This window comes from Paraburkholderia phymatum, from assembly GCF_038900715.1.
Lineage (GTDB): Bacteria > Pseudomonadota > Gammaproteobacteria > Burkholderiales > Burkholderiaceae > Paraburkholderia > Paraburkholderia phymatum_A.
Genome location: NZ_JAYMRZ010000042.1, coordinates 17,271 through 43,420, shown reverse-complemented (window position 1 = coordinate 43,420; position 26,150 = coordinate 17,271). Strand labels below are relative to the sequence as shown.

Below are 26,150 nucleotides of genomic sequence, written 5' to 3'. Positions count from 1 at the left end.
TCCCCTGCCGACGCTTCGCCGACATCCTCGCGGATGCCTGCGCACGGCTTGGGGCCGATGTGGTTCGCTACACCTTCATCGTAATGGACTTTCACCATCTACTCCTTGCCGGTCTCCCGGCGCACCATGATCACTTTTCCAGCAGGCCGGCCTTCACGATGTCCCGGCGCGCGGCGAAGCGCGCATTGCCGAACTGCGCGATACGTCCGCGCGAGTTCACCAGCGCGATCGTGATCACGATCGCGGGCATGCAGCCAATGACGGCTGACAGCAGCGTGCAGACGGAGAGAGCCCGCCTCACCGCAGGGACCTCGCCCCACGCCTGCCAGTAGTCGTACAGCGTAAAAATGCCAACCGCGTCCTGTGGGAGCTTCTGCATCTTTGCGAACAGCAGTCCGCCGAGATATTGACCGAGCGTCACTGCGGCCGCGACGATCACCAGCACGACCAGACACGGAATGAGGATGCGGAGATATTTCGGCATGGTTCGCCCCTGAGTGTCCGGTCGCTTCATGGTTGAGGTGATACCCTCAGCATTGAACCCGGCAACGCGCTTCATCGACAGACCGTCATGCTGTCGGCGGCCGCGATCAACAGGCGCGGGCCAGCGGCCGTCCCCTCGTCGCAATGTTCGAGCATGGCCTGTGCGGCATGCAGTGCCGGCATGCGCGCGAAATTGAGTGTTACGTTGTCACGCAGGCGATCGATGAGCCCGCGGTCTTCCTCCCGGTGATTCAGCACCTGCGGCGGATGCCCAGCGCACGCGGCCGCTTCCCTGTTGATAGAAGTCGTATCGGGCATCATGCCGTCGGCATGCGCAAGCATGCGCAGCGCAATCCTGAGCACGGTCCTGCGCGGTAACGCGAGGTTGACCGCCTTCCTGCGTACCGACTTGCCGCCCCGCTTGACCCCGCAGACCGCGAAGCTTACGGGGTCCGGAAGATCCGGCCCGTAGCTCGAGCCACCCTCCGCTCCGATCAAACTGTCACCAACGCGGAATTGCGGATGTGTTGTCACGCCTCACTCTCCTTTGCGCGTGCCGTTCGACTGAAACCCAAAAGACGCAGCGCAGAGCGCTCGGCCTCGTCGAGCTCGCCCTCTTCTATGCGTGCACTGCCCTGTGCGATTGCCGCACCATAGAGCCGTGCAAGCGCACGGCCCTCCCTGCTCGCCGCGAAAGCCTCTTCCGACGCCGCAGCGCGTCGCCAATGGCCTATCGCGGCTTCGATATCACTCATGCCAATATTCATCTGGGCTCCCGCATCGTTTCATGAAGCCAGCCGTCGAGCGGCCGGTCGCCGCCCTCGTGCGGACCTTGACCGGCACACATGGGTCAACGGGTGTGCTGTCGACCCGGGCTCGCCATCCAGGCAGCGGATTCGACGTCTTTTCCGTCCATTCGACTGGCGACCGGCTCATCGCGCATCCGCCTTCATCCAGTAACTGCGTACGCCACGCGCCCATGCCCATCCGTACACAAGGCACAGTGCAAGCACCCCATACTCGTGTGCGTGCCACGCCATGACGAGCCAGAAAGGCTGTGCGGCAAGCCCGAAGACGCAGGCCCAGCGACGCCGCTGCTCGCGCGGGTCCTGCGACAGGAACACCGCCGCGACGCCGAACAGGCCGATCACAATTTGTCCGATCACGCCATACGCTCCTGCGTCGCGCCAGAAACTGTTGCACCCGTCAGCTCGGCGTGCCGCGACTTCGCCGCGTCCGCTGTCGCGAACCGGCCCTGCGTTTCATTTCCATGCCAGAGCATGTAGGTCCACACGCCGTCGATGCGATAACGCGCGATCGACCAACCGCCGGGATGCACGAGCGCATGGTCGCCATCCCGTTGCCAACCGCCGTGCGGCGCGGTCGGGCTGGTGGGTGATACAGCGCGCTCTTTCATGCGATGCCTCCCAGCAGCTGCCATTTGCCCACCGGGTCGTACCAGATTTCCGACAGGCGCTTGTCGTGCATGAAGAGCACGAGATCGATGGTCACGCGGACCTGATCCATGATGAATCGCCAGTCGAGCGTCTGACCCACCACGCTCTGCTTGATCAGCGTCGCGATACGGGAATGGGCCGACCTGGCGTCGTTGCAGTGAACGGTCGTAATACCGCCGGGCGTACCCGTGTTGAGCAGCGTCATATAGTCCCATGTCTCGTCGCCACGCAGCTCGGCAAGAAACACACGATCGAACTTCATGCGCAGCGTCGAGCGCACCAGTTCCTTTGCGGGCAGCGTATCGCTGAAAAACATGTGCACGCGGTTCGGATGGTTCGGCAGCGACAGCTCCGGCGTATCCTCGATCGTGCCAATCCGCTCATCAGACGGCACGAGATCGGACAGGGCCTTGTTGAGGGTCGTCTTGCCGGAGCCGGTGCCACCGGCGAGCACAATATTGAGGCGGTTCGCGACGGCGAGCTCAAGCAGGCGCGTGACGTTGCGCTGGCGCTGCGCCTGAAGCATGTCCTGCTCGAACGGCTGCAGGTCGAGCGATGCCGACGCCTCCCGGCGCGGCGACATGTCCCGGTAGCCTGCAAACCAGCCGTTGCGTTCGTATTCGTCAACGGAAAACCGCTGGTTCGATGGAATCCGGATGGTGATCGAAATCGTGTCCTGCTCGCACGCAGGCTGCATCAGCACGTGAGCGCGCTGGCCGTCGGGAAGGACCACCGGGTGAATCGGTTCCTTCGTCGAGAACTTGCCACCCTTCATCACCGTGAGGGCGTTGGCGAGCTTGAAGCAGGCGTCGAATGTGCAGGCGGGCGCCTCGTGCCGCTTCCATCCGGCTGATCCCTGTGTCCATATCTCGCCGGGCCGGTTAATGGCCACCTCGGTGAGACTGCCGTCAAAGAAACTGGCGATACCCATCTGCCGGAGGAAGCTGCGCGCGATGGTGCCCTTTTCGATGACATCGATAACCACTACACTCATATGTACTCCTTTAGAATATGGCTGATGCAAGCTGGTAAAAAAAGCTTTCCGGATCGCCGTCCGTGCGATCCCGCCTCTGTGGCGTGCAGCTCGACCTGAACCGGGACCCGGTACAGTCGCCGTCGCCAGGCACGCTGCCCGCCTGATCGCGCACGTTCGCGCAGGCGACATCGAGACAACCGTCGCTACTGGCGCCACAGACGACGCCAGTGTCGACCTCGATGCCGTTGTCGACTGTGGTCAGTACCTGCCGCTGCTGTGCCTGGTGTGAAAGCGCGGGGAGTAAACCCGCCCCGGCACGGCCCGGTGCTGGAAGGGTGGTTGTTGCGAGACGGTTAGTTGCATCCATCAACACGTGCCCGTCGCCGATCCGGCGCAGCGGCAGAAGGTCAGATAGCTGGTACGGCCGGAGCGCATCGATCTTTTCGGCGCGCACCTTCTCTTCGAACGCATCACGCTCGCCACCTTGAAGCGGGAAAGAGTCGGGAAGCGCGATCTGCAGTTCCATCGTGATATTCCTCACGTTCGTCAGTGCCGGGCCGCCGGCGCAATCTCGCTGCCGTCGCTGTCAACGTTCTCGTACACGCTGCTCAGGTCAACGTCGCGCGCAACGAAGATGTTGATCAGGGATCCCTGGTTTGAATAAGCGGTGGGCGGGATGTTGATCGAGTTACGCAGCGTCTCTGCGGCGACGTCCTGCGTCGCGTTCGAACTGTTCGAGAAGGTAATGGTCTGGCCCGCTCCGATCGCCTTGTTCGCCAGCGCCTGACCAAAGTCGCCGATGAGGCTCACCATCAGCGCCCCCTTGAAGCGAAGCCAGAAATGCTCGTCGATGTAGGCGGGAATGCCGGCCGCCCCGAGGGAATCGGTCGCCGGCGAGTTCAGGGGAATACGGACATCGCCGTCGTCGATCTCGTCCCAGATCGCGCCAATGACGCCCTGTCCGTGTATGACGGCGTCGCGCTGCTCGCCTTTGGCCAGCGCGCCCTTGCGAATGAGCAGTGTCGTGCCATCGTCCGACCAGACGTCATCGGCAATCGGACAGCCCAGCAGCCCCGGCCGGTCAGTGCGGACTGCGGTGGCCTGCCCGCACCGGATCATGGTGTTCCGGCTGATCAGGTAATGACGGTCCGGCCGGAACGCGGCACGCATCGGCTGCAGCTTCGAGGGCTGCAGGGACTGGTCGAAGACCGATCCCTTGCTGTTGCCGGCATCATGGTTATCAGCCAGCCCTGCACCAGATGAACCGGCGGCTCCAGATGGCCCGCCCCGCAGCGCCGCGAGCCCCATGGACCTCGCCATGCCGGCCAGACTATTGCCACCGCCGGCGCCGTTGCCCGTCGTGTCTGCGCTGCCGCCGCCTGCGTCACTGGATGCGAGCGCAGAGTCTTCAGGACCACCGGTGGCCCTGCTGTCGCCGGACATGACCAGCACGCTGCCCGAGAGACGCCGCTCAGCGGGTGACAGTGGCCGCGGCCGGTTGTTCGCAATCGCGGTGCCCCGTTCGCCGACAGGGTGCGACGCTGCGCCGGCCGGCGGGGCGAGCTGCTGCCTTGCCGCGGCGGCAGCCGCAGCTTCCGATGCGGCGCGCGCCTGATCGGCTTCGGCCCGCTTGATGCGCGCCTTCTGTGTTTCGAGGTCGGCCCCAGCCTCGCTCGCGCCGCTGTCCTTCGGCTTGTTGAGCGCCGCCTGTTTCGCGTCCTGATGCTGCTGGAAGAGCCGCTGCAGGTAGATCGTGACGCCTGATGCGCCCAGCGCAATCACGACCAGCGCGACCAGCACGAGCCTGAGCTTGCCCGCGCGCGTGCGGCGGCGTCCGGGCAGGTCCAGCGACGGCTGCGGCGCCGTGTCCGCGCGCCCGGCATTGCCGATTTCGTTGCGTTCGCTCATGCGTGTGCACGCTCCCGTCAGTCATCCACCCGATCGCGGCTGCCGTGCGCGCGTTCGATGCGCGCCGTACCGGGCAACGACGAGGCGGTGCCGTTGTAGTGGCCGTCCGGCGAGTAGCCGTCGTTGCGGATGCCCAGCACGGCCTGGCCGTAGCGGATGATGAATGTCTTCGAAACCTCGTGGACGACAACGGTGTCGCCTTCCATATGGAAATTCACCGTCGCCTCACTGCCGTCCGGCAGCTTCGTGAAAATCGTCGGCAGATCGCGCGCGGTCGCGTACCTGAAGTAGGTGAAACGTCCGTCGTCCCACAAGGCGGTAGGCGCAAGCGCGCGATCGCCGCGCATCATGTACTGCATGTTCGCCGCCGGCGCGGATGACCCGGGCGCACCAGGGGACACCGCTGCGCCCGTCGCTCCGGTTTTCGCCGGACCAGCCGGAGTGTCCTGCTGGCCCGCCAGTGCGGCGCTGACGGCCTCCCGGCGCCCCAGCTGTTCGGCCGCGGTCTTCGCCTCCGTGTCCGGATAGTCGAAGCGCAGGATCCACGTCGCGGGCTGCGCCCGCGATACATCGACAAGCGACAGCGAATAGGTGCGCCGGTTGGTCACGAGCACGAGGTTGGTTTCGGGTTGCAGCGCACCGGGCTTGAGCAGCGCTCCGCTGTCGTTGACCGACACGTGCCAGGCGCGGGCATCGCCAATGCCGCCGCCGTCTTTCAGGATGTGTTCTCCGGGCTCGAACTGGATCATCACCACACGGCCTGGCATCGTCGCCACGCGGTAGGCCTGGTCGGGGCTGTACGTCGCGCACTGGATATGCGGGTCGGCGCCGCAGCTCCGCGGGATTTCAAGCGCGTGCACGCGGCCACCGGCGAGCGCACAGGCGGCCATGATCGCGACCACGCCTGGCGGCGAGCGAAGACCCGCACGACTCATGGCCCGCTCCCGGGCATCTTCGATGCGGCCGGTGCGGGATCGGGCGATGCATCCGCTGGCGCGCGGGTGTAATCGCGTGTGACCTCGTAACTGGTACACCGAAACCCGTCCGGATCGATGTCCTGCTGATCCTGTTTCTCTGGCACATCGACGCGCGTGAAGGCCACCGTCGCAATCCACCAGGTCGGGTCCGGGCGCTTCGCCGCCACATTCAACGGGATCACCTGCCGTGAGAAGAACACCTGCGCCGTCGAACCGACAAAGGTGATCGAGCCGACCCGGGCGATGATGCGCGCCTGGTCTTTGAGCAGCTTGAGCGGGCCGGCCGGTCCACGGATGAGCGCGTCATAAGCGTCCTTTTCATGATCGTCGCTCATGAACATCACCGCGCTGTGCATGTCCGAAATCGTCTCCCAGTCGTAGCTCTCGCGCATCTCGACATAGCGGCGCAGGTCCGCGCGGTCGGTTTTTTCAGTGAAGCTCACGTGGCCGTTCGCGGTCGTTGGCAGCACATCCACCTTGCCGGTCGTGTCGTTCACCCGCAACACCGCCGGTGGATTGGGTCTTTTAAGTAGTCCTAAAGCTGTTATGCCAAAAACAGCCGCGAGGGCGATGCCACCCGAGAGCACCGATCGCCGGTCGGCGACGCGCGCCTTTTCTTCGGCAACCTCCATCTTCGACTTCTCGAACTCCCGGGCCTGGTCGAGATACCAGCTGACCGCGTCACGCTGTGATGCATTGATGGTGCTCGCGGATGAATCTGGATGCGCGGCGGTGGCCGCCGTGGGCCGCTGCACGCGCCTGCGCGACGACGTCCCTGCGGCGAACCACTGTCTGATACCTGAAATCATGCTGGTACTCACTCCGGTTACGTACGGCCTGGCGGCTGGTTGACGGGCACCCACTGGCCAGTCGGCTCAGGCGGTTTCGGCGGAGAGCTACAGGCCTGCAGGGTGAAGGCGAGCAGCACGATAGCCATGAGAGTCTTCTTCATCACTGCCCGCCCCGATGCTGTCGCGTCCGGCGCGCGTGCACGAGCGCGTCCCACAACCCGTCGGAAAGAACCGCGCCAGCGCTCGGGATGTGCGTCGCCATGTATAGCAGCACGGCACAAAGGACGGCGAGCATAACGTAACCGGACGGCACCGCCTCAAAAACGCGGTGAAGCTCGGCCAAAGACGGACACAGCACGCCCCACGCGAGCGCGCAGAACATCAGTATCAGCATCGCGTACACGGCGAGTCCCAGCAGGGCGCGTCCAATGACTGCATGCACCGTCGGCATGCTGCGTACAGCATTGGTGTTGTCCTGATTCACAAGTCCTCCTTCTGGAAGTCAGCGATTCACACCGCTTCGCGGTCCTAGCAAAACAGCTTGATCGAAGCCATCGCGCCGACCGTGGCAATCACCGCCGCCATAAGCCACCACCGTGCGATCCGGATGAAAAGTCGTTCCATCACCTACCTCATCTCACTCATGCTGCCACCGGTCTTTGCGGATCCGCCGCCGCCCATTTTTGACAGCGCTGCTGCAAACTTCACGGCACCGCCGATCTTGCCGGTCATCGTCGAGATGCCCACGCCACCGGCAAGAGACGAAGCAAGACCCGGCAGGTTCAACGATATGATCCAGAACGCGAGCCCCATGATGTCGAGGTCTATGACCTGACCGACGGACGGAGCGCCATCAAGCGGGACAACACCCATGGCAAAATTGACCTCCGTGGCACATGCAGCGGCGAACAGCGCGACAAGCAGCACGTAGTTCATGCACTGACCTACCCAGTTCCAGAAGTACTGCCTGACGACCGGGAAGAGCGCAGCAGAAATGAACAGCGGTCCAAGCGCGAGCAGCAGGCCGAGCGCGAACTTGGCGAGAATGATGTAGGCGATCGCGATCGCCATGAACGGGCCGCCAAAAATGATCATCAGCGCAATTGTCCAGATGGCAGCAATGACTTTGAAACCCGACGCCTGGGAGTAGATGGCCTCCGCCGCATTGATGTATGCGTTGAGCAGGTTGTCAAGCCCCGATACGGGGTTATCGCCGTTGGTCAGTGCACCGGCAAGCTGTTCACCCAGTCCGTTGAAAAACGGCACGACATATTCACTGTAGAACTGGATATTCATCCCGCAAGTCAGGATGAACGCCCATGACGCCATGCGCATAAGGAAGTCGTTGATCGGCTCGTTGTTGTCTCCCTGCCAGTACGACCACAGGACCAGCAGCACGTAGATGCTGAAGCACGCCATCATCAGCGGCGAGATCAGCGAAATCATGTGCGACGACCCAGTCTCGATGGTGGTCAGCACGTTCTTGTCAAAGCTTTGCGTCATCGACGTAAAAAGCTGGAAGTTGGCCACGTCTGCCTCCTGCGTTATTGACCGTATCGACTCATCCAGGACTACTTCAGTCCTGCAGCGCTCGCCGCTGCATCGTCACTCGCCGGATTGATTCCCTTAGCCTTGCGTTCGGCCGCAAGCTTCTCGGGTGTCGTACCAAGGAACGCTGCATCGAACTTGAGATCCTGCTCCTGTTGCTGTTCTTCCTGAATGTTGTGCTGATGACGGTCCCACGCGAGGTAGCCGAGATAGCCCGCGATGACCACGAGAAATGCGACGATTGCGCCAAGAAGTGCCTTATTCGCCATTGTTTTTCCCCAGGAATGCGTTGTCGAATTCGCGGTCGCGCTGCGCTTCCGCGAGCTTGAGTTCGACCTGCTGCAACTGTGCGGTGAGCTGCAGGCGCGTCTGCTCATTGGTAACCATCGCTTCTTCGGCAGCCATCCGGTTTTGCAGGTCCGCCTTTTCAGCCGGATCCTGCGTGAGGTTCGACTGCTGCATCAGCGACTGGATGTTATTGAGCCGCGCCATCGTCGCGCTGTACGCCTGCTCGTTCATCGCCTTGTTGGCCGCGAGCACGTCGTAGTAGCGTTGCTGCCCCGGCGTCGAGGCGTCGGTCATGCCTTCCTGCTGCTTGATCGAGCGCATCGACGAGCTGATGCCGGACAGGCTGCCACTCTTCGCCTGGTCATAGATGTCCTGCCACTGTTCCGGCAGGTAGTTGCGCAGCGACGCGTCGTTCATGATCGTGCCCAGGCTGCTGTTACCGGTGAGTGCCCGGTACTGTGCCTCCTGGTTCTCGATCTGCTCCATCAGCTGCTGAACCTGCACCATCTGCTGGGCAAGCTCGGCCGGCGAGATGGTTGGCACACCCTGCGCGTGTGCGATGATCGCGGCACACAGGCAGAGCGCGGTGACGGCCACACGACCGGCCCGCAGCAGGCGCGTGGGGCGTTCGACATCGTTGGCGTTCACGACGTCCCTCCATCAGACAGTGACAGCTCCGTGACCGGCGTCAACAGCGCGTGCCGACGCATAGATGCGGGCGAGCTCGGCGCGCTTGCGCTCGAGGCCACGCCGCAGCTCGTCTGCCCACAGCCGCTCATCGGCGCCGTGCTTCGCCGCGAGGCGCGTGCGCAGTTTGCGTTCGAAGACACGTTCCAGGTAGACCGGTAGCCATACGTCCGGATCTTCCCCCAGCTCCGCGCGCACCGCGTCGCAGATCAATACGTTCTCGCGATCACCCGAGAACACGGCGATCGCGTCGTCCATGCCGCTGAGGTCAAAAACCGCGAACGCCGACTGGTTGCCCTGCTTGATGAGGAACCGGCGCGACGTTGGCGTGAGCTTCCTGAACTCCGTGAATTCCTTGCGCGTCATGCCGTCCCGAACGTACGCCTCCTCTTCCGCCGCCGGATCGGCCAGATACAGGTTGGTCGCAACCAGACTGCGCAGCGCCGGGTAGAGGTCGGCGGCCTTCTGGCCCTGCTCGGGCTGCTGGGTGATGAGCGTGATGAACTCCCCTTCCTTGCGGCCGCTCGCGAGCGTTTCCTCGATCTGCTCGCGGATCGTGCGGAAGCGGATCGGCATCCAGTACTCTTCGATCACGGTCTGCATGAGCCGGCCCTCACCTCGCATCAGCTTCTTGAGGTGGAAAAGCCAGGCAAACGCCGGCTCGGACGGTTCGTAGTCTTCGACGAGGAACGCCTCGACGTCAAAGCCGATCCAGCGCTGCTCCGTCATGTTCAGCGCCAGGTTCGGCGGGTTGTCGAACACCCACCAGAAGCGGCCGTTCTCGGATTTGCACCAGAGCGACAGACGCTGGCGCAGACTGTCATCGCCCTCATCCGGAATGCTGTCCAGCAGCAGGCTGAAGCGCCGCAGGCGCACGTCCTCGATACCCATCACCGCGTCGACGGCGTTGCGGCACTGGATCTTCTCGGCGGCAGTCAGATCGATCTTGACGGATTTGCCCTGATGATCAACGCCGTTTCTGCGTCCGCAAAGCTCGACCAGCCCGTACAGAAACTCGCGATTCTCAGCCGTGTCGGCCAGTTCGAACGGCGCCCAACCAGTCGGTTTGCCTTTCTCCAGATGGACGTAGGCGCCGCGCATCGCGCGGATGAACACTTCCCAGCCTCGCCCCTTGTCCAGCACGAACAGCAGCTGCCCGAACCGGGACAGCATGCCAGCGATGGCGGTCGCGACAGTCGACTTGCCGGCACCGGTGGTGCCTTGCAGCTTCACGTGCGCGGCCAGCTTCTCCGCCACGTTGACGTCGCCCTGCCGGCTCGCATGCGGGCTGAAGTAATAGATGCCCGATGCGGAACGGAATGGGATGACAGCTGAGCCGTCGCCGATAGGGTTGCCCTCGGCCTTGCCGGCCGAATAGTCGTGGCAGGTGAACATCGACGCAAAGTTGCGCGACGACTGGACCTTGGGCCGTGGCTTGACCTTCGCGCCCGGGACCTGCGAAAAATACGTGAAGGGCGCCGAACCGGTCGCGAGCGCCCAGTCGACACCGCACTCGTTCAGCGATCGGGATGCGAACAGGATCCCGTTTTCCAGCGCCTCCTGTGTACTTGCGCCATAGATCACGGCCGCACCATGGTACTCGCCGAACGACAGCTCGCCCGTGTTGACGTAACCCTGCGCATCGCGCAGTTCCCTGACTTGATGCTTCGCCTTGTCGCCGGCGGACTCCAGCTTGTTGATTGCCGAGTCGATCGTGCGGTTTGATTCGAAACCCGTCATGCAGTTAAAGGAATGCACAACCGTGAATTCGATCGGCAGTGAGAGCAACGGATCGAGCTGGCCGAAGCCCGGCTTCTCCGGAAAGCTGCGCAGATCGCGACAGGTGAAGAAGCACCGGTGGTCCGGCACGCCCGGCCCGTCGATCGCGTGTGTGTCGTAGCCGAAGCGAAGATAACTGGACGGAATGACGTCAACACCTGGCTCTGCTGCGACCGGCAGATCACCCGTCACCCCATTCACGAGATAACTGACGAAGCCATACAGCTGCGAAAACAGCATCTTTGTGCCGTTCATATGCGTGCGCTCATATACCGCGAGCAGTTCGGCCTCGTAGTCCGCAAACTGTTGCAGCGCCTGCTGCGCGAGCGACGCGATTTCCTTCAGCCCATCCTCGAAATCCTCGTACTTCAGGATGATCGTCAAGTAATAGCGGTTCTCAAAGAACCGGCCACCCCTGAACTGCCCGCCATGCTGCGTCGAAAACCAGTTCATGAAGGGGCTGCGGAAACGGTACTCTTGATCGGCGTTCACGCGCCGTCGCATGAAAACGCCGTGGTAACCAAGGCGTCCGCCATGGTCGCGGCCCAGTTTGCTCAAGATCTCCGTGTCGCGGTCGAACTTGCGGTCAAGCACCTTGTTTTCGAATACCTCGAACGGCACACCGCGCAGCGCAAGCGTCACCATGAAACGGTTTCCGTCGATGTGCTGCACATGCCTTGTGACCGGATGCCTGAACCTCGGCATCCAGTCTTCGACGGCGCCGATCGCGCCGAGGATCTCGCTCGAGACGGTTGGTCTGCTACCCATCACGGCTCCTGACCGGGCTCACGCAGGCGGCGCTCGCCCTTTCCCAATGGTTGGAGAAAATCGCGAAAGACACGGTGCTGCCGGCCGTATCGCAGTGGCGCGAGCGTCGACGTATTGCCGAAATGCGGCGCCGCTCTCCCGGCATTCACCCGCGCGCGGATGCGCAACTGCCAGAAGTAGAACCGGCAGCGGAACTGCAGCCACATGATCCACAGGCCTTGATCGTCGGTTTCGCAGATGTGCTTGAACCACAGCAGTACCGGAAAGCCGAGAAACACGAACAGCAGGCCGCCCGGGCCGACGAAGAAGGCGACGAGCACACCCGTGAACATCGAAGCGACGACCACCACGAGCATCGCCATGTAGGGCACGCCCCAGATGGCCGCGGTGCGTCCAAGACCATTGAAACCGGGGTAGCGGGCTTTCTCGTCCGACATGATGTGTGCTCAGGTAAAGAGATTCCACAGGTACGGCGCGAGCACGCCGACCACCGCGCCGACCACCGCAACCTTGCCGCCAAGCGTGACGAATTCGCTCCAGTGAGAACGGTCTGCCCAGCACTCCGCCCCTTTCCATAGCAGCACGCACGAAGCACAGACACCGAGAAACGAGTACAGCCAGATCTTGAACGTATTCGCACCCTCCGTCGCTGAATCCAGGCCGCCTCCTGCCAGGGCAAGCCCGGGCGCGAACAGCGCTGCGCCGAGCAACGCCGACCTTGCAGCGCTGGCGATGCCGCCTGCAACATTAATCTGTTGTGCTAACCGAATTGCATAGAGTTTCATTTTGCGAAACATGGCTTCTCCTTTTCAAACGAAAGTCGCAGCGCGGCCGGTCATGTCACTTGCAGGAATCGCTGTCGCAGCCGAAGTCGCCAAAAGCATCCCACGAAGGACGCGCCTGTGGCGCATCACTGATTGCTACCCTCTTACCCGCAGCGCCCACGCGGTGGGCGACGACGGACGGCACGCGAACGGGTCCGCCCGCCTGTGCACGGTCCATCACGACGGGAATCGCCGGCACGACGCTGGTCGATGTATCGACTGGCTGTGCATTGGCCGACACGCGCTGCACGTAGCTCGTGCCGTTGGCGGCCGCCGCGAGACCGCGGGTAAAGTTCCCGCTGTAGTAGCAGCTGATTGCGGCGCGCAGCGCCCTGTCCCCTGTCCCCATCCTGGCAGCCGCCTGTGTATAGCAGCGATGCAAAATGTCCGCACCGGCCTTCAGGTTCGCACACACATCGAATGCGGTTTCGTACGTCAGGCCATAATGGGCGAGGTTCGTCCGGTTGACCTGACCCAGGCCCAGGCTGAAATTGATGCCGCGGGCATCAAGCGCTCTGGCTGTGGCTATCGCTTCGGCGCGATCACGTGGCTGGCGTAAAAGATGGCCGGCGACGACGCCGATCGCGAAAGGGTTAAAGCCCGATTCCGTGCGCACGACCGCCTGAAGCGTGACAGGGTGAACGTTCGGTGCGCACTGCTGGGCCAGCGAGTTGAAATCAAGCATCTCAAATTCTCCGCTACGCACACGGAGCGCTTATTACGCTCCAGCCATGCCCGGATACCATCTGACAAATCTAGCCTGTTGCGTCACTTTAGTCCGTATAATGCGCGTGTCAAGTCATGTTTCAAATAAATGCTTTGACAACATTGCGTGGCGCGTAAGTTCTAGCTAAAGTCGGCATCCAAAAGGAGGGATTAAATGCCCGAAAACAACATTCGGACCGACTCTCTGGCCATCGCCATCCGCGTGCGCAACCTCATGGAGCGACACGGCGTTTCGAAGCGCGCTCAGGCAAGCGAGCTAAGCCGGATCCTTGATCTCAGCTTCTCGGCGGCCAGTCGCAAAATGAAAGGCCAATTGCCATGGGACCTCAAGCAACTCAGCATCGTTGCCACGCGTTTCGGTGAATCGCCCAGTATCCTGGTGGAAAACAACGAAGATTTCGAAGATTCAGCAGGAGAAGAAGGGACGCTGATGGTGAGCCCGCGAGCACTCGCCTGTTCGGTACGGATAGGTGACGAACTGGGCGGCAAACGACCCGCAGACCTCGTCGCTGTTCGGGCCGGTAACAGATGGAACGTCTATCCGGCCGAGATCGCGCCGGGCGGCAGGCTTTTTAATGTGCTGTCTGTCGAGTTGCGCCCCACCCTGCCGCACATCGAGAAGCCGGTCATTGCAGTACTCGATGACGATACTGAAACGCACGAGGCCAATAACGTTTGCGATTATCTGAACGACCACGGCCTGAACGCCGTGCCTTTCTACGACCTCCCGAGTTTTCGGGAAGCGATCAGGAATAATGCGTTCGACGCATTTGTGCTCGACTGGCTGATTAATGACGACACGGCAGAATCAGCAATCGTGGAGATCCGGAAGGCAGAGAATTATTCGGCGCCTATCTTTCTGCTGACGGGACAGCTGAAAAGCGGCAAGGCACGCGAAGATGACATAGCCCGGGTGATCCAGCAGTTCGGTTGCAAGTGGATCGAAAAGCCCGTGCGCATGCCTCTTCTGTTTTCCGAGATTTCGCATGAGATCAACCGGTCAACGCTCTAGCTGCGAAGCGCTCGCCCCAGCCCATCTCCAGCAGCTTCCCGATATGCGCGTTCAATGATTTCGAGGTCGCCCGCCCGTCCGCTTGCCTGAATCCCGTGAAGTTCGGGACGAGAAAGCTCGATGGCCGTGCAACACTTGTAGTCGCGAACGCGCTGGTCTGGTGGGATCGTCGTAAAGAAAGCCGCCGTCGGCACATCGAAACCTGCTGCAATGTGGACAGCCGCCGTGTCGGATGTCACCAGGAATCGGGCGTTCTTCACCCACGCAAGAAACGATGCCGTGTCCGGCGACAGGCTGCTGATGTCCGTATAACGATCGTGTGCAACATCTCCAAAGCCCAGCACTGGGAGGTGAAACCTTTCCCAAAGCTGCGCGACGACCTCCCTGCGAAACGACGGCGGAATGCTACGCACTGGAGTGCTAGCAACGGGACAAAGCAGCACATACGATTGATGCGCCCAATTTCCCGTCAGGTCAGGGACGTTGACCTGTCTGAGCCAGCCGTTCGCTTTGTCGCGTGAAGCAACGCTGTCCGGTGCAATCCCCAAGGCCCACAGAAAAAAATCAATCATGGGCATCGATGAGAAATTCGGCCAGAAAAGATGGTTTCCAAGGTCGAGTTGAAATTCAGTTTCCGGCAATGACCGGACATGGACTGGAAGGTCCATTACGGAGCCAAAGATCGGCGCGGCGAGCACATATAGCTGCTTGACGTAGTCTGGCGCCAGACGTGGGCGGTAGATCGTAAAGACGAGCCCCGGATGCTGTTTCCGTAGCGCCCAGAGTGCCGTCAACCCAATAATCGAGTCACCCAGCGTGACGCCCATTCCGTTAATGACGTGCACCCGCGTCAGGCGCGAATAGTCGATCTCGAACGCGGCAACGTTCGCGTTGCGGATCCCCGGCACGACTGAAAGCGCCCGATAGCCTTCGGCCGGTGTGTCCGATATTTCCAGATCATATGAGGCAACGATATGTCCCGTTTGGGATAAGAGCGAACCTGCGTTTGTGAGCGCGGAAACCTGATCCAGTAAAGTCATGGGTAAATTGTGGTTGAATTCACTACGCCTTTCCGGGCGAGAGGACGTGCAATAGCGTATCCTTCAACACCGCGTTTCGGACAGGCTTATGCAAATGTTGCGTGAACAGCTCAGCCCCGCCATCCGGGAGCAGATCTCTGGGAAAGGCACTGATTCCAATAATCGGGACATGTACATTTGGGCCAGGGAGACTCCGAACCTCGCGTGCGACAGTAATACCGTCTTCCCCAGGCATCTGCACATCGAGCAGGACCGCATCATAGGTAACTTCTCGCAAGGCAGCGAGGGCTTCGGCTGCATCTTCGGCAATATCCACATGCGCACCTAACGACGACAGCACGTCCGCGAACGATTCTCGAGCGGACTCCTGGTCGTCCACGACGAGCAATCTCTTGCCTTCAATGATTGCCGAAACCTTCAGCTCTGTTCCGTCAGCCTCCGTCGCAGCGACGGATCGCTTGACCGGCAAAGACACCGAGATTTTCGTGCCGTGCCCTTCTTCGCTCTCGATCCCGATCGCGCCACCGAGCAGATCAACGAGTCCCTTCACGATCGCCAGCCCAATTCCTGCACCGTCATGCTTCCTCGTATTGGACTGGTCCAATTGCGTAAACGGCTCAAACAACCGTTCAACCGAAGCGGCAGGGATGCCGGAGCCCGTGTCTTCCACCGTGATATCGAGCACGGCGCCAGTCTTCGATGGCTTCATGTCGAGATGCACAACGATGTGCCCTTCATCCGTGTATCTGACCGCGTTCGATAGCAGGTTGCCGAGAATCTGCCGGATACGGTCCGGGTCTGACAGATACCATCCATCTCCTTCGCTAATCAACGCGTCAACTTTCAGTCCTTTTTTCCTGGCAGACGCCTTGGCTTCGTCAACCATCGAACTGATAACGTCTGCAGGCTGAAATTCCCGTTCACGCAACGTAAGTCCGCCGGCGTCCAGCCGGGCGTAATCGGTGAGATCCTTCATCTGTGTTTCAAGTCGACTTGCCGCCACAGCCAGCCTCTTGATTAACGTCGCATCGCGCTCTGCGAATCTGCGCTCCAGCAAGGTATCGGTCACGCTCAAGATGCTTTGCAGCGGCGTCCGCAACTCGTGCCCAATCATCCCCAGGAATGCATTTTTTGCGCGCACAGCATCCCGCTCTGCCTTCATCGCCGCGCGCTGCTGGTAGGCAAGCCTTCTACGATCGACACCCAGCATGAATGCAAGCACGCCAGTACTGCCCAGAATCACCATTAACACCATGCTACTCAGAAAGAAGAGGTGTCGTTTGCTGATCATGTCATCGTAGACTGTGTCGCGCCGCTCGATTTCGGCTGCGCTTACGTGATCCGTGATAACTGCCAGAGGGACATCAAGTTGCCCAAGAAGATTCGACACATCCGCGGCGTGGTCGGGATGTTGCGCGACAGATTGGATGCCGGGTTTCACCTTTTCCAGCACAGCCCCTATCTGGGCTATCGCATTTCGAAACGAGGCATTACGGTTAAATATTTCCGTGGAGTCCGATGGTTGAGCCAGCACGGTGTATTTTGACTGCAGGACATCAAAACGTAGCTCGACCAGGCGGTAATCGGCTTTGCCGGCACCGTAGAGAAGAAGCGCATTCTTCGTCTTGTTCGCCGCGATTTCCAGTTGGGCCACCGGCCAATAGTAATTCTCCTGCGGGCCAGCGAGCGCTTTAAGGCTGGCTGGGGACAGGAGCAGCGAATAGGCGTGGTACACCCAGACGCCGGACACGCAAAGCAGCAGACCGACGGCAACGCCGAGGACTCTTCTTGCGCCGAGTCGACGAAGAAAAATCATTCAACAACGATCTTATAGATTTGCCACACAAATCGAGCCTCGATCGACGCCCGGTTCAGGTCTTCCTGATGCTCGTCGCGAGGATAGATGAGCATCAGCGGCCCGAAACCTTTCTGCTCGAGAGGCTTGCCGTCGCGCTCACAGGCCATGATAACGCCGTACTGCTTCGCGTCCGAAACAGGAACGTCGTGTTCGTAGTCATCGAGCGCGTATACATGAAGCACCTTCCCGCGAGAACCAACCTTGTTCAGGATGCTCTCCAGCGTCGGGCCTCGCCATGTGCTGACCGGCGTCCAGTTGGTCGATGTCCGGATGGTCCTGACGTCGAGGGCAAGCAGACCTGCGTGGCTGAAATGATAGGAGTGGGACTTTGCGTCCGTTACGTTCGCAATATTCCCGCTCACGTCCAAGCCCCATGCTTCCGTTTGGGCGTGTGCCGGTGAAAGGCAACCCACTGCCAGCAACAGGCTCAATCCGAGATTCCTCACAACAGCCCCTCCTTTTGCATGTGTTGATGCACGTCCGGCCGGCGCACGTGCATTTTGCCGCAATATGAACTGTTCGACGTCCTGGGTGCCTCACTGGTGCCTCCCGGTTCGCAGGGACGATCGTCCTGCATCTGCTACCATGACTTATCCTCAACCTTGCTAGAAACCCAGCATGGCGCTCCCAACTTCATCGACCATCGAAAGCTTATCCCGCATCCTTCGAGACCTGCTTGCTTGTCAGGAAGAAATTCGCGCAGCGTACCCGGATGGGGGAGCTGTGAACAGCGCGGCTGCGCTCGGTCGCGTGAACGACCTTGCGGACGAGGCGCATGCGCTTTGGCTGCGGGCTCCATGGCCGGACGAACAGGAGTTTGACGAAATTGTACGGTTAAAGGCCGACATCCAGAACCTGACAGTTGAGTGCCGCCGGGCTCTCGCCGGGTGAGTGACACGGTCGTCTACCCGGAGATAGGGCGCTGCCTTACGCCCTTTGCGGGAACCTGTGGCGCGTGACTTGCTGGCTGAATCGAAGCCTGTTCAGCGAAAGTCACGGAGGAGAAATGCAACAGCCCGCGCGTTCACGGCTGGCATTTGGTCTGGTAACTGCATCGACCGTAGTCGGCACCGCCGGAACGGATCTGGTGCTTCCGGCCGTGTCCGGTATGCCAATCAGCTTGGGCTGCACACTGGAGCAGGCGCAGTATGTTCTCGCCGCCTTCACTGCTGGCGCGGCACTTGGACTGTATGGATTCGGCGAACTGGGAGCACGTGGCAATCAGCGCGAGCTGCTTGCTGGGGCGCTTGGGCTGTACGCTGGCACATCCATCCTTTGCGCGCTGTCTCCGACGTTTGGTAGCCTGATCGGGCTTCGCTTCATACAGGGAGTCACTGCTTCCTGCGCGGCAGTGTTCGCACCTGGCATGATCCGGGCGATCTATGGTAATGGTCGCGCGATCGCTGCGCTGGGCTTGTTAGGCAGCGCGCAGGCGATAGCGGCTGCGCTTGCACCGGTTGCAGGATTATGGCTAGTACGGGCATTTGGCTGGCGAGCGTCGTTTGCCGTGATAGCGACGTTCGCCGGCATGCTGGCCGTCGCGACTACGACAGGCAGGCATTTGCTTCCTGCATGCAGCGCCAACGCCGGGAAAGAGGTTGGCTACGCCCGGCTCCTTTGCAGCTGGGCCTTCATGAGGCAAGCCTTGAGCTATGCGTTGACGGTGGCAGCATTACTGGTGTTCGTCTTCGGTGTGCCGACGGTTATTACCAATGCAATGGGCGGGCATCTGTACGACTTCATCGTTCTGCAGGTATGCGGCATCCTCTGCTTCATCGTGGCCAACAGCACGGCTGCGCCGCTGACTCGCCGTTTTGGCGCATCGCGCCTCATCACCGGCGGGACGCTGATATCCGTCTCGGGAGGCTGGCTCCTGTCCATCTACGCCCTTGCGGGGGGATCAAACATATGGTGCGTGACCACGATGGTCCTACTGCTGGATATTGGCATGGGCCTGCGTGGTCCGGCCGGCTTGCATGCGGCGATGCTCGCCGCGGACGGCGACGACGCCCGGGCCGCATCATTGGTCGGCATCGGCGTTCTGGCGCTGACTGCTTTCGCAACGGCCATGACAGCGCCTTTCATCTCCGTGGGGCTGGTGGCGATCGCTCTGGCCTCTGCAATTCTCGCGGGAACAGCGCTTGTCCTGCTTGTAATACCGCTTGCAAAACCCACGCAGGTTATGGCGGAAAGCTGACGTCCCGTCAATATGTTTGGAAGCTTTCGTCCAACTCATAGTGGATGCTGATATTGGAAAGCCCTGCGTACCGAACTATCGGCTCAATCGCAGTGTGTCATGTCCGCGAACACGCATGAAGTAATCTTGCGTGGGCAGTTGTGCACGCAGAACGAGTACCCGCGTTGGAAAAGTACAACTGACCCGAGGCGGAACTTATTTAACGCAAAGCTGCTGCGAATCGCGGTGATGAGCTGCCGACCGCCGTGGTGCTGGGCGAAATGACCGATGAGCTTGTCAAGAATTGAGAACGAGAGATGGTTTTCCGGCTCCTCGACGAAAATCAGGTGTGACTCGTACGAGGACTCCATTGCCAGCATTATCCTTTCGCTCGCCCTTGCCGACCAATGTACGCGGCACATCGTTAAGGTAAGGCATCACGCCAACCTCCCACGTCGTTCTCGACAATGTGTCCAGCGACCCCGACAACGTCTTGTCCCACGCTGCTGCCCGCACCGCCATTCTGTTCCAAATGCCGGCGGGTAAGGAGGCTCCTCGAGCCGCAGGCTAGGCCTGCCGCGGCCTCAGTTCCGTCAGAAACGCCTTGAGCCCGCCCGCGTCGCCGCTGCGCAGGGAGTCACGCGCGCTCAAATAGCTGTGTTCGGCCCGGATGAAAAACTCCGTCGGGCTCGCGAGCGTCGGTATGCTCCCGAACGCAGCGAGCAGCGCAGTGAGCACCGATTTCAGGTAAGCCTCAAGGTTTGCGCACAACAACGCGATGTTCACCATCCGCCCGGCGCTGTGCACGATGTCGCAGCGGGCGCGGTAGATCCGCTGAAGGTGCCAGCGTAGTCCCTGTTCGACCCGCCCAAGGAATACGTTCATGTCGGCCGGCGATGCCAGAAAACCCATGAACTGGTCAAAGCGCACCCGCGTGAGTGGCATATCGCTGAGCCGATCGTTGATTGTCTGGCGATGCACCGTTTGTGCGAGAACAGCGTAGAGTTGCGCGAAATCCGGCTCTTTCAGCGCGATCGGCTGCGCGTCGACCGGATCGACGAGGTCAAACGAGTGTTCGAGCAGCACCTCACGATAAGCGGCCAGGTGATTTGCGATTGAGACGCCCATCAGCACCGGCGTGAGACTTGACTCGACCGCTCCCCCGATCGACCCGACTCCTCCTGCACCCTTCGCAAGCTGTTCCAACCCGGTCCACCAGTTGACGAGCTTGTTCTCAAAATTGGTCGTGTCCGCGCCCGTGCGATAGAGTCGAAACGCGGAGAGCACCCGGTCGCGTCCTTCCTGCGAAAAACGTTTGCCGGTCACAAGGCGGCTGACATTGTCGGCGAACCGGAGCAGTTCCTCGCCACTGACTGCCGCACGTGGATTGGGCACGACCTTCGGGATCGGGAGCACGCGCCAGAAAACGCCGCCCGACCGGCAGACTGCGAAGTCATCGGAGACGCTGACGTTCGCGTGGTCGTACTCGAAGCGAATGAGATCGAGCACGCGGTTAATCTGCTCATGTAGCAGCTGACCAGCGGCCCTCATGTCCACCGCCTTTATCTCACCCGTGGCGAACAACCTCTTCGGGCGGTCATTCATGTTGCGCAGCGCGGCCACTTCGCGAGGGAGTTCGCGCACAAACCGGATGTCGCCGATATGGTCAGGAAAGGCCGCAACATCAGTAATTCCGTCGATCGCGAAATAGGCCAGCCAGGAGGTGATCGGTGACATGACGATCCGGCGCAGCAGATCAAACCGCTGCGCGGACACGTACTCTTTCTTTTGCACTTTGACTGGCACCAGCACCTGCCGATAGAGCTGGAACAGACCTTCGAGGCTCTGGTCGCGCGCAAGCAGGTAGCTTAGGAGCGCGCCGGTCATCGAACGGATCTCCTTGACGCGCCTCCTCATCACCGCGGGCGTCCAGTTCGAGCAATGCGACCTGAAGGCCGTCAAACAACTCGTCGAGATAGTGCGTCCACAATAAGGTGGTGTATTCGCTCGCGCAGATGCGAATTCAGTAGCGCAGCGTCTCTGTCTGCGCCGCCCTTCTCGGCGTTCCGGCCGTACGCCTTTTCGAGCAGGGCGTGCATGACCTTCGTCGGGGCCGCGAACCGGACACGCTGCAGCACGGCCTCCGCGTTCAGAATCTCGAGCGCTTCCTTGCCAATCATCGCGCGATCCTCTGCCTTTGCATGGGCGAAGCCGGTTACCCGCATCAGCTCCTCCAGGATGTTCAGCGCGGCATGACGCGAACGCGATGCGAGTCAAGCGAGTAGGCATGGGTCATGTTGAACCAGACGGTCACGAACACATGCTGTTCACGGGTGAGCGGAAAATGGGCTAATCTGGAGTCGTGTTTCATTGCGTCGGCTTTTGCATGCGTCGGCTTTTGCATGCGTCGTTTTCCCTGTGATTTCGGGCGCGACTTTTTCGGTTGTGCGTTTTCTTCGGTCAACTTTTTTACAACCGCTTTTTGTTGACCAGGGAAGCCGCCTATAGTACGTCGCATTCACGCATGTCAAGCAAGTCCGTCGTTTTTTGGCGGCACGGTTACTACGGGGCCAGAGGTGTGGGTCTGGGCGGTGTCCCGCTGCATTTTCTGTTCTCCCACTTATATCGAAGGGCTCGTCGAATGGCGAGCCCTTCGCGTTTGCAGCGGCCGTCTTCCCGCTTCTGCCGAACGCTTGCACCATCGCCACCGGGCTTTTCGCCAACTACGCGGCCGTTTTTGGCGAAACCGAACAGTTGATTCTTCTCAGTGCCTTGTGTCGCGCCAGAGGTAGCACCATAGAATTGGTGATAAATGGCATCACTGCTGCTCGCTGCCGGCAGAACCACGGGCAACTGCAATGTGTATAATTCTCAAAAATATACACATGCGAGGTTTGACATGCGCACCAACATTGAAATCGACGACAAGCTGATGGCCGAAGCGCTTGCCGCGACCGGCGTCAAGACCAAGCGGGAAGCTGTCGAACTCGGCTTGAAGACGATCATCCGGCTCAAGCAGCAGGAGCAAATCCGCCAGTTCCGAGGGAAGCTCCATTGGGAGGGTGATCTCGACGCGATGAGAACTGATCGATGACGCTCGTCGATTCGAGCGTCTGGATCGACTACTTCCGGGGCGTGCCCTCGCTGGAAACTGACAAGCTCGACACCTTGTTGGGAACCGAGGCGCTGCTGGCCGGCGATCTGATCGTGGCGGAGGTATTGCAGGGCTTCTCGGCTGAGTCCGAATTCAACATGGCTAGGCAGATGATGACGACGCACCTGAACGTTGTGTCCCTCGTCGGCGCTGACAACGCCATCCAGGCTGCACGAAATTTCCGCACCTTAAGAGCCCAGGGCGTGACGATCAGGAAGACCATCGATACGCTTATCGCGACTTACTGCATTGAAAACGGTGTTTCGCTGCTGTTTAGCGACCGAGACTTCAAACCGTTCGTCGATCTCCTTGGCCTTCGATCCGCCATATTGGATGGCTGATGAAGATGTGCGTCACAGCCCTTTGCAATACACTCTCGTGCAAGCGATCTTGGGCTCCGTACCCGTCGCCGAAAGACCCGAGTGAACGCACCAAGAGAGTTGCGCGGCTCGAAGGCCCGATTGTGTCGCGCAAAATCTGCTGTGGGCGACCTGAACGACCGGTTGACAGACCTCGGATTGCCAACGAGTGTCAGGCGTAGGCACATAGACTTCAAAACGATACGTCCCATGAGGACACTCATCGTGAAGCCTTCGGACACCAGACCTCCGACGCATTGCTCCAGTTTTGGTGCAGAATCTAATTCGTCGATAGTTCATGAACCACTCGGGCGGTCCGCTCCCCCGGATCGGTAGCCTGTGGTCCGTGGAATATTGGCGACACGATGGCGAGGCGCCACGCCAAAATAACACTACAAAAAACGTATCAAACACTACAGGGCCGCTCGTCTATCGGTGTTGCTACCCGAGCGGAACGACAACGGGTGCGCCGGTGTGATCTGGCCGCGCATAGCGCGGCATTTTCGTGAAACATTTCGGCTGAAAGTTGCATAATATTTTACGATTCAATCGCTTACAGCGCTGATCATCCTTTTTTACATGTTTCACGGCGGCACAGCAGGCGCCTTGGGAGATGCGCGACTATCTGGCCGCGGGAGTGATCGGTCAGGATTCCAACTTGTCCGAGCAGCTTGCCGACGCACGCAACATCGACAGGAGGTCGACCGCTGGGCCGAGGGGAACAGAACGCCTCTTCACAAGCGCAAATCGAATAGCGCGGCGCGAACTGGCATCTGCCCAAGCTTGAGTCGGTATGGGCAAGGTGTCGCGCACTGAACTCATCTGGGTGCCTTTCGAGCGGATGGAGCCCCATCGTCAAGGGATCTAGTGTTGGGCGAATCCGAGCGTGGGTTCTGCCTGGATTTCAGCCCACCACGACCTTCCAGACTTGTGGGTATGGCTACGAAAGAAGACTGCTCTCACTGGAAGGAATCGGGGCGGCTCGTCCTCCGATGCGTGTGCTACAAGCGAACGGCGTTTTCGAGTGTGAGCAACGACGGGGAGCGAGCGATACAAGGACTTCATGGCCCACCCAGACCAGTTGTGCGAGCATGGCCTAAGGGGGTGGTTTTCCCCTCGCTGGCGATCATTTGCCGGCCGGACCACTGTCGCCCGATTCCTAACGATACGCAGTGCTCGCGCTGCGCGACGTTTCCTAACGGCGGCCGTCCGGTATCCGGGCGGCAAGCTTTGAGCTACACCCAGTAGCCCACCGGCCATAGATAAGGAACATCGACAAGGCGCTTCTACAGCAACTCTAATACCTAACCTTTATTGAAAGGGACGGGATTCTGGACCCAGTCTGTGTGCGGTACACGGCACAGTCTCGCGATCGCCAGCGGAATCCGAACTAGGCGCCCGGCACCTGTCGGCTTGTGCCGTCAGATATTCTGCTGATGGCGCTGGCAGTCAGCGCCGCTCCGGAACGACGGGAGCCAAATGCTTTGCAGCGTGGCTCCGTACGCCCCCTCGCATTACTTGGCGACAGACACTGTCCGCTGCGTGCCGTCCGGTAACCACTGGTTCGTGCCTCTCGCAGCACCACGATCTGCATGCGCGAGGAAAGCACCGGCGGTACTGAGTCAGCCCTGAATAAAGCGTTTTGTCCGTCGTCGGCGTCAGGCGACGGGCGTTGTCTGATCGAGGGAAACGAAGAATGCGACGAGAACGCGGATGCAAAAAAGCCGCAGCTTCCTGAAGATCATCCGCAGATTGTGGCCCGCGCCGCACAGCACCGCGTGCATCGCGTCGCCGAGCGTCCCCTTTAGCCAGTTCCGGTCGAGCTTCCCGTCGGTCTTCATGTGGCCAATAGCTGGCTCGATCGCGCTGCGCCGTCTTATCATCGCCCGCAATCCTCGCGTGATGCCTCGCCGCAGGCCCGGGTGGTAGATCTTCACACCTTCGATGCTCACGCCCTTGTAGCCACGATCGACGATGGCAACCTCCGGCGCGGCGTCGCACAGGATTGCCGCCTGCTCCAGCGCCTCAGCGAGCGTGTGCCCGTCGTACGGATTGCCTGGCATCGAGCGCATGCCAACGACCAGACCCTCCTTGTGCGTCGTCGTGATCGACACCTTCACGCCGAACTCGTAGGGTGTGCGTGCCTTGCCCTTCGCCAGACATTCGACTTCTGGTGCGTGCAGTGCGTAGAGCTTGTTTTTGTCCTTTGTCTTTTGCGACAGGATGCGCTTCGTGCGCCCAATCAGTTCCTGCAGGGCCGTGCGGCTACCATCGGCGACTGTGCCCAGTTGCCGCTCCACGTCACGCATCACCCGACCCACCCGCGAGCGCAGCGTACGCAGCACTTTCTTCATGCGCTTGTACTGCTTCGCATGTGCGTAACGGCCAATCTGACGCGCCAGGTGGGGCGCCTCGCGGTTGTAGTTCTGCCGCAGCTTCAGACCATGCCGTGCGGCCGCCTTCACCAGCTGTTCGCGACACCGTTCAAGCAACCGTGAATCGGTTGGATGGGCAATCGCCTTCTGCATGACCGTCGTGTCTACAATCACGCGCTTCACACTCGAGGCCTTGATCACGCCGGCACGTTTGGCTGCTTCGATCGTCTCGGCCAGCAGCTCTTCAATGCCTGCCTCGCCCAGCCGCTTGCGCCAGCGCGTCAGACTCGACGGGTCGATCGGCGGCTCGATCTGCAGGTACGTTTCGCCAGTGAACACCTGCCAATACGGGTTTTCCACCCACTGCCAGACGACTTCTTCGTCGGACAGGTCAAATGCGTGCTGCAGATACAGCAGACCGGCGATCAGCCTGGGTGATGTCGCCGGTCGCCCCTTGCGTGACACGAAGCTCTCGCTCATCGCCACGCCCAACCGATCCCAGTTGATCAGCTCGGTCAGCCGTACCAGAGGATGCTTCAGATTGATCTGTTCGCGCAGCGGTTGCCGGAAGAAATCTCCTTCAGTGACAGGCGTCTTCGGACCCATCCGCACCTCGCAGGATTTGCAGGATTTAGGCCTTAATATGCCAGGTCCCTGCAATTTCCACAACGCGAATTCAACCGCGAAGCCACGTCGCGCAAGCTCTTCCGCTTTGTTCAGGGCCGACTACTGAGGGGGTCGCGACACAATCCCGCGACACGTCCTGATCGTTTGGACCTCCATCTTTTACGGGTCTTGCCAATCATGCCTGTCCGACCCGAAACAGGCCGTGGCACATTCGTGAAGGGGAACGGCTCACGAAATCAAAGCGGCCGATGCGGTCGTAATCGCACAAACAGCCATGCGAAAGGCATCCGGGTCAGCGCATGCCACGCAGAGTCATCACATCGGGGAGGTAGTTCAA

At 60.6% G+C, this 26,150-nt stretch carries 31 protein-coding genes; 5 read left to right on the top strand and 26 right to left on the bottom strand.

Annotated features, from left to right (window positions below; all coding sequences use genetic code 11):
• Positions 1–130 precede the first annotated feature (130 nt).
• From VSR68_RS40785 to VSR68_RS40700, 18 genes are all read right to left on the bottom strand, one after another.
• Positions 131–484 carry a hypothetical protein gene (locus tag VSR68_RS40785; protein WP_342945117.1) on the bottom strand — a complete coding sequence of 118 codons (354 nt, stop codon included), beginning with the start codon at positions 482–484 and terminating at the stop codon, positions 131–133.
• Positions 485–555: 71 nt separating this feature from the next.
• Positions 556–1,017: a hypothetical protein gene (locus tag VSR68_RS40780; protein ID WP_342945116.1), complete on the bottom strand. Its 462-nt coding sequence runs from the start codon at positions 1,015–1,017 to the stop codon at positions 556–558.
• Positions 1,014–1,250: a DUF3717 domain-containing protein gene (locus tag VSR68_RS40775; RefSeq protein ID WP_342945115.1), complete on the bottom strand. Its 237-nt coding sequence runs from the start codon at positions 1,248–1,250 to the stop codon at positions 1,014–1,016. The genes VSR68_RS40780 and VSR68_RS40775 overlap by 4 nt, the downstream gene beginning before the upstream one ends.
• A gap of 165 nt (positions 1,251–1,415) precedes the next feature.
• A complete protein-coding gene (locus tag VSR68_RS40770) occupies positions 1,416–1,649 on the bottom strand; it encodes a hypothetical protein (protein ID WP_062826864.1) in 234 nt (77 codons plus the stop codon).
• The gene (locus VSR68_RS40765; protein WP_342945114.1) at positions 1,646–1,900 is read right to left on the bottom strand and encodes a hypothetical protein; all 255 of its coding nucleotides are present in this window, start codon (positions 1,898–1,900) and stop codon (positions 1,646–1,648) included. The genes VSR68_RS40770 and VSR68_RS40765 overlap by 4 nt, the downstream gene beginning before the upstream one ends.
• Positions 1,897–2,934 carry a P-type DNA transfer ATPase VirB11 gene (virB11, locus tag VSR68_RS40760; protein WP_342945113.1) on the bottom strand — a complete coding sequence of 346 codons (1,038 nt, stop codon included), beginning with the start codon at positions 2,932–2,934 and terminating at the stop codon, positions 1,897–1,899. Before virB11 ends, VSR68_RS40765 begins: the two co-directional genes overlap by 4 nt.
• A 10-nt stretch (positions 2,935–2,944) precedes the next feature.
• Entirely contained in the window at positions 2,945–3,442 is a 498-nt protein-coding gene (locus VSR68_RS40755) for a hypothetical protein (protein WP_342945112.1), read from the bottom strand.
• Positions 3,443–3,462: 20 nt separating this feature from the next.
• Complete coding sequence (locus VSR68_RS40750; RefSeq protein ID WP_342945111.1) at positions 3,463–4,824, bottom strand: TrbI/VirB10 family protein; 1,362 nt, start codon at positions 4,822–4,824, stop codon at positions 3,463–3,465.
• A gap of 17 nt (positions 4,825–4,841) precedes the next feature.
• Positions 4,842–5,759 carry a TrbG/VirB9 family P-type conjugative transfer protein gene (locus VSR68_RS40745; protein WP_342945110.1) on the bottom strand — a complete coding sequence of 306 codons (918 nt, stop codon included), beginning with the start codon at positions 5,757–5,759 and terminating at the stop codon, positions 4,842–4,844.
• Positions 5,756–6,610: a type IV secretion system protein gene (locus VSR68_RS40740; protein WP_342945109.1), complete on the bottom strand. Its 855-nt coding sequence runs from the start codon at positions 6,608–6,610 to the stop codon at positions 5,756–5,758. Before VSR68_RS40740 ends, VSR68_RS40745 begins: the two co-directional genes overlap by 4 nt.
• Before the next feature lie 142 nt (positions 6,611–6,752).
• A complete protein-coding gene (locus VSR68_RS40735; protein WP_342945108.1) occupies positions 6,753–7,076 on the bottom strand; it encodes a hypothetical protein in 324 nt (107 codons plus the stop codon).
• Between the two features lie 143 nt (positions 7,077–7,219).
• Entirely contained in the window at positions 7,220–8,095 is an 876-nt protein-coding gene (locus tag VSR68_RS40730; protein WP_428983700.1) for a type IV secretion system protein, read from the bottom strand.
• Positions 8,096–8,163: 68 nt separating this feature from the next.
• Complete coding sequence (locus tag VSR68_RS40725; RefSeq protein WP_342945106.1) at positions 8,164–8,409, bottom strand: hypothetical protein; 246 nt, start codon at positions 8,407–8,409, stop codon at positions 8,164–8,166.
• The gene (locus tag VSR68_RS40720) at positions 8,399–9,076 is read right to left on the bottom strand and encodes a type IV secretion system protein (protein ID WP_342945105.1); all 678 of its coding nucleotides are present in this window, start codon (positions 9,074–9,076) and stop codon (positions 8,399–8,401) included. The genes VSR68_RS40725 and VSR68_RS40720 overlap by 11 nt, the downstream gene beginning before the upstream one ends.
• Positions 9,077–9,088: 12 nt before the next feature.
• Positions 9,089–11,539: a transporter gene (locus VSR68_RS40715; RefSeq protein WP_342945104.1), complete on the bottom strand. Its 2,451-nt coding sequence runs from the start codon at positions 11,537–11,539 to the stop codon at positions 9,089–9,091.
• A gap of 122 nt (positions 11,540–11,661) precedes the next feature.
• Positions 11,662–12,099: a VirB3 family type IV secretion system protein gene (locus VSR68_RS40710; RefSeq protein ID WP_342945103.1), complete on the bottom strand. Its 438-nt coding sequence runs from the start codon at positions 12,097–12,099 to the stop codon at positions 11,662–11,664.
• A gap of 9 nt (positions 12,100–12,108) precedes the next feature.
• Positions 12,109–12,459, bottom strand: a complete 351-nt coding sequence (locus VSR68_RS40705) for a hypothetical protein (RefSeq protein WP_342945102.1) — start codon at positions 12,457–12,459, stop codon at positions 12,109–12,111.
• Between the two features lie 43 nt (positions 12,460–12,502).
• Positions 12,503–13,171, bottom strand: a complete 669-nt coding sequence (locus VSR68_RS40700; protein ID WP_342945101.1) for a lytic transglycosylase domain-containing protein — start codon at positions 13,169–13,171, stop codon at positions 12,503–12,505.
• Positions 13,172–13,366: 195 nt separating this feature from the next.
• Here VSR68_RS40700 and VSR68_RS40695 point away from each other — a divergent pair, with 195 nt between their 5' ends.
• Positions 13,367–14,224, top strand: a complete 858-nt coding sequence (locus tag VSR68_RS40695) for a helix-turn-helix domain-containing protein (protein WP_342945100.1) — start codon at positions 13,367–13,369, stop codon at positions 14,222–14,224.
• On the opposite strand, the gene VSR68_RS40690 is transcribed toward VSR68_RS40695, so the two are convergent.
• The 3 genes from VSR68_RS40690 to VSR68_RS40680 are packed head-to-tail and all read right to left on the bottom strand — an operon-like array spanning position 14,221 to position 17,553.
• The gene (locus VSR68_RS40690) at positions 14,221–15,264 is read right to left on the bottom strand and encodes an ADP-heptose--LPS heptosyltransferase (protein WP_342945099.1); all 1,044 of its coding nucleotides are present in this window, start codon (positions 15,262–15,264) and stop codon (positions 14,221–14,223) included. The two genes, VSR68_RS40695 and VSR68_RS40690, sit on opposite strands and share 4 nt — an antisense overlap.
• Before the next feature lie 22 nt (positions 15,265–15,286).
• Positions 15,287–17,080, bottom strand: coding sequence for a hybrid sensor histidine kinase/response regulator (locus VSR68_RS40685; protein WP_342945098.1), 1,794 nt, complete (start codon positions 17,078–17,080; stop codon positions 15,287–15,289).
• The gene (locus tag VSR68_RS40680) at positions 17,077–17,553 is read right to left on the bottom strand and encodes a molybdopterin-dependent oxidoreductase (protein WP_342945097.1); all 477 of its coding nucleotides are present in this window, start codon (positions 17,551–17,553) and stop codon (positions 17,077–17,079) included. The genes VSR68_RS40685 and VSR68_RS40680 overlap by 4 nt, the downstream gene beginning before the upstream one ends.
• 187 nt (positions 17,554–17,740) lie before the next feature.
• Here VSR68_RS40680 and VSR68_RS40675 point away from each other — a divergent pair, with 187 nt between their 5' ends.
• Entirely contained in the window at positions 17,741–18,013 is a 273-nt protein-coding gene (locus VSR68_RS40675; RefSeq protein ID WP_342945096.1) for a hypothetical protein, read from the top strand.
• A gap of 115 nt (positions 18,014–18,128) precedes the next feature.
• Positions 18,129–19,319 carry an MFS transporter gene (locus tag VSR68_RS40670; RefSeq protein ID WP_342945095.1) on the top strand — a complete coding sequence of 397 codons (1,191 nt, stop codon included), beginning with the start codon at positions 18,129–18,131 and terminating at the stop codon, positions 19,317–19,319.
• Positions 19,320–19,402: 83 nt separating this feature from the next.
• On the opposite strand, the gene VSR68_RS40665 is transcribed toward VSR68_RS40670, so the two are convergent.
• The 4 genes from VSR68_RS40665 to VSR68_RS40650 all read right to left on the bottom strand — a co-directional run bounded on the left by VSR68_RS40665 (position 19,403) and on the right by VSR68_RS40650 (position 21,816).
• Positions 19,403–19,669 (bottom strand): hypothetical protein, encoded by a 267-nt coding sequence (locus VSR68_RS40665; RefSeq protein WP_342945094.1) that lies wholly within the window; start codon positions 19,667–19,669, stop codon positions 19,403–19,405.
• A 196-nt stretch (positions 19,670–19,865) separates the two neighbouring features.
• A complete protein-coding gene (locus tag VSR68_RS40660; protein WP_342945093.1) occupies positions 19,866–21,185 on the bottom strand; it encodes a hypothetical protein in 1,320 nt (439 codons plus the stop codon).
• A 71-nt stretch (positions 21,186–21,256) separates the two neighbouring features.
• Positions 21,257–21,523 carry a hypothetical protein gene (locus VSR68_RS40655; RefSeq protein WP_342945092.1) on the bottom strand — a complete coding sequence of 89 codons (267 nt, stop codon included), beginning with the start codon at positions 21,521–21,523 and terminating at the stop codon, positions 21,257–21,259.
• A gap of 17 nt (positions 21,524–21,540) precedes the next feature.
• Positions 21,541–21,816 carry a hypothetical protein gene (locus VSR68_RS40650; RefSeq protein ID WP_342945091.1) on the bottom strand — a complete coding sequence of 92 codons (276 nt, stop codon included), beginning with the start codon at positions 21,814–21,816 and terminating at the stop codon, positions 21,541–21,543.
• A 294-nt stretch (positions 21,817–22,110) separates the two neighbouring features.
• On the opposite strand from VSR68_RS40650, the gene VSR68_RS40645 reads away from it, so the two are divergent.
• Together VSR68_RS40645 and vapC are read left to right on the top strand one after the other, a co-directional pair.
• A complete protein-coding gene (locus VSR68_RS40645; protein ID WP_342945090.1) occupies positions 22,111–22,392 on the top strand; it encodes a type II toxin-antitoxin system VapB family antitoxin in 282 nt (93 codons plus the stop codon).
• Complete coding sequence (gene vapC / locus VSR68_RS40640; RefSeq protein ID WP_342945089.1) at positions 22,389–22,793, top strand: type II toxin-antitoxin system VapC family toxin; 405 nt, start codon at positions 22,389–22,391, stop codon at positions 22,791–22,793. Before VSR68_RS40645 ends, vapC begins: the two co-directional genes overlap by 4 nt.
• A 1,676-nt stretch (positions 22,794–24,469) precedes the next feature.
• On the opposite strand, the gene VSR68_RS40635 is transcribed toward vapC, so the two are convergent.
• The gene (locus tag VSR68_RS40635; protein WP_342945088.1) at positions 24,470–25,792 is read right to left on the bottom strand and encodes an IS5 family transposase; all 1,323 of its coding nucleotides are present in this window, start codon (positions 25,790–25,792) and stop codon (positions 24,470–24,472) included.
• Between the last annotated feature and the right edge of the window lie 358 nt (positions 25,793–26,150).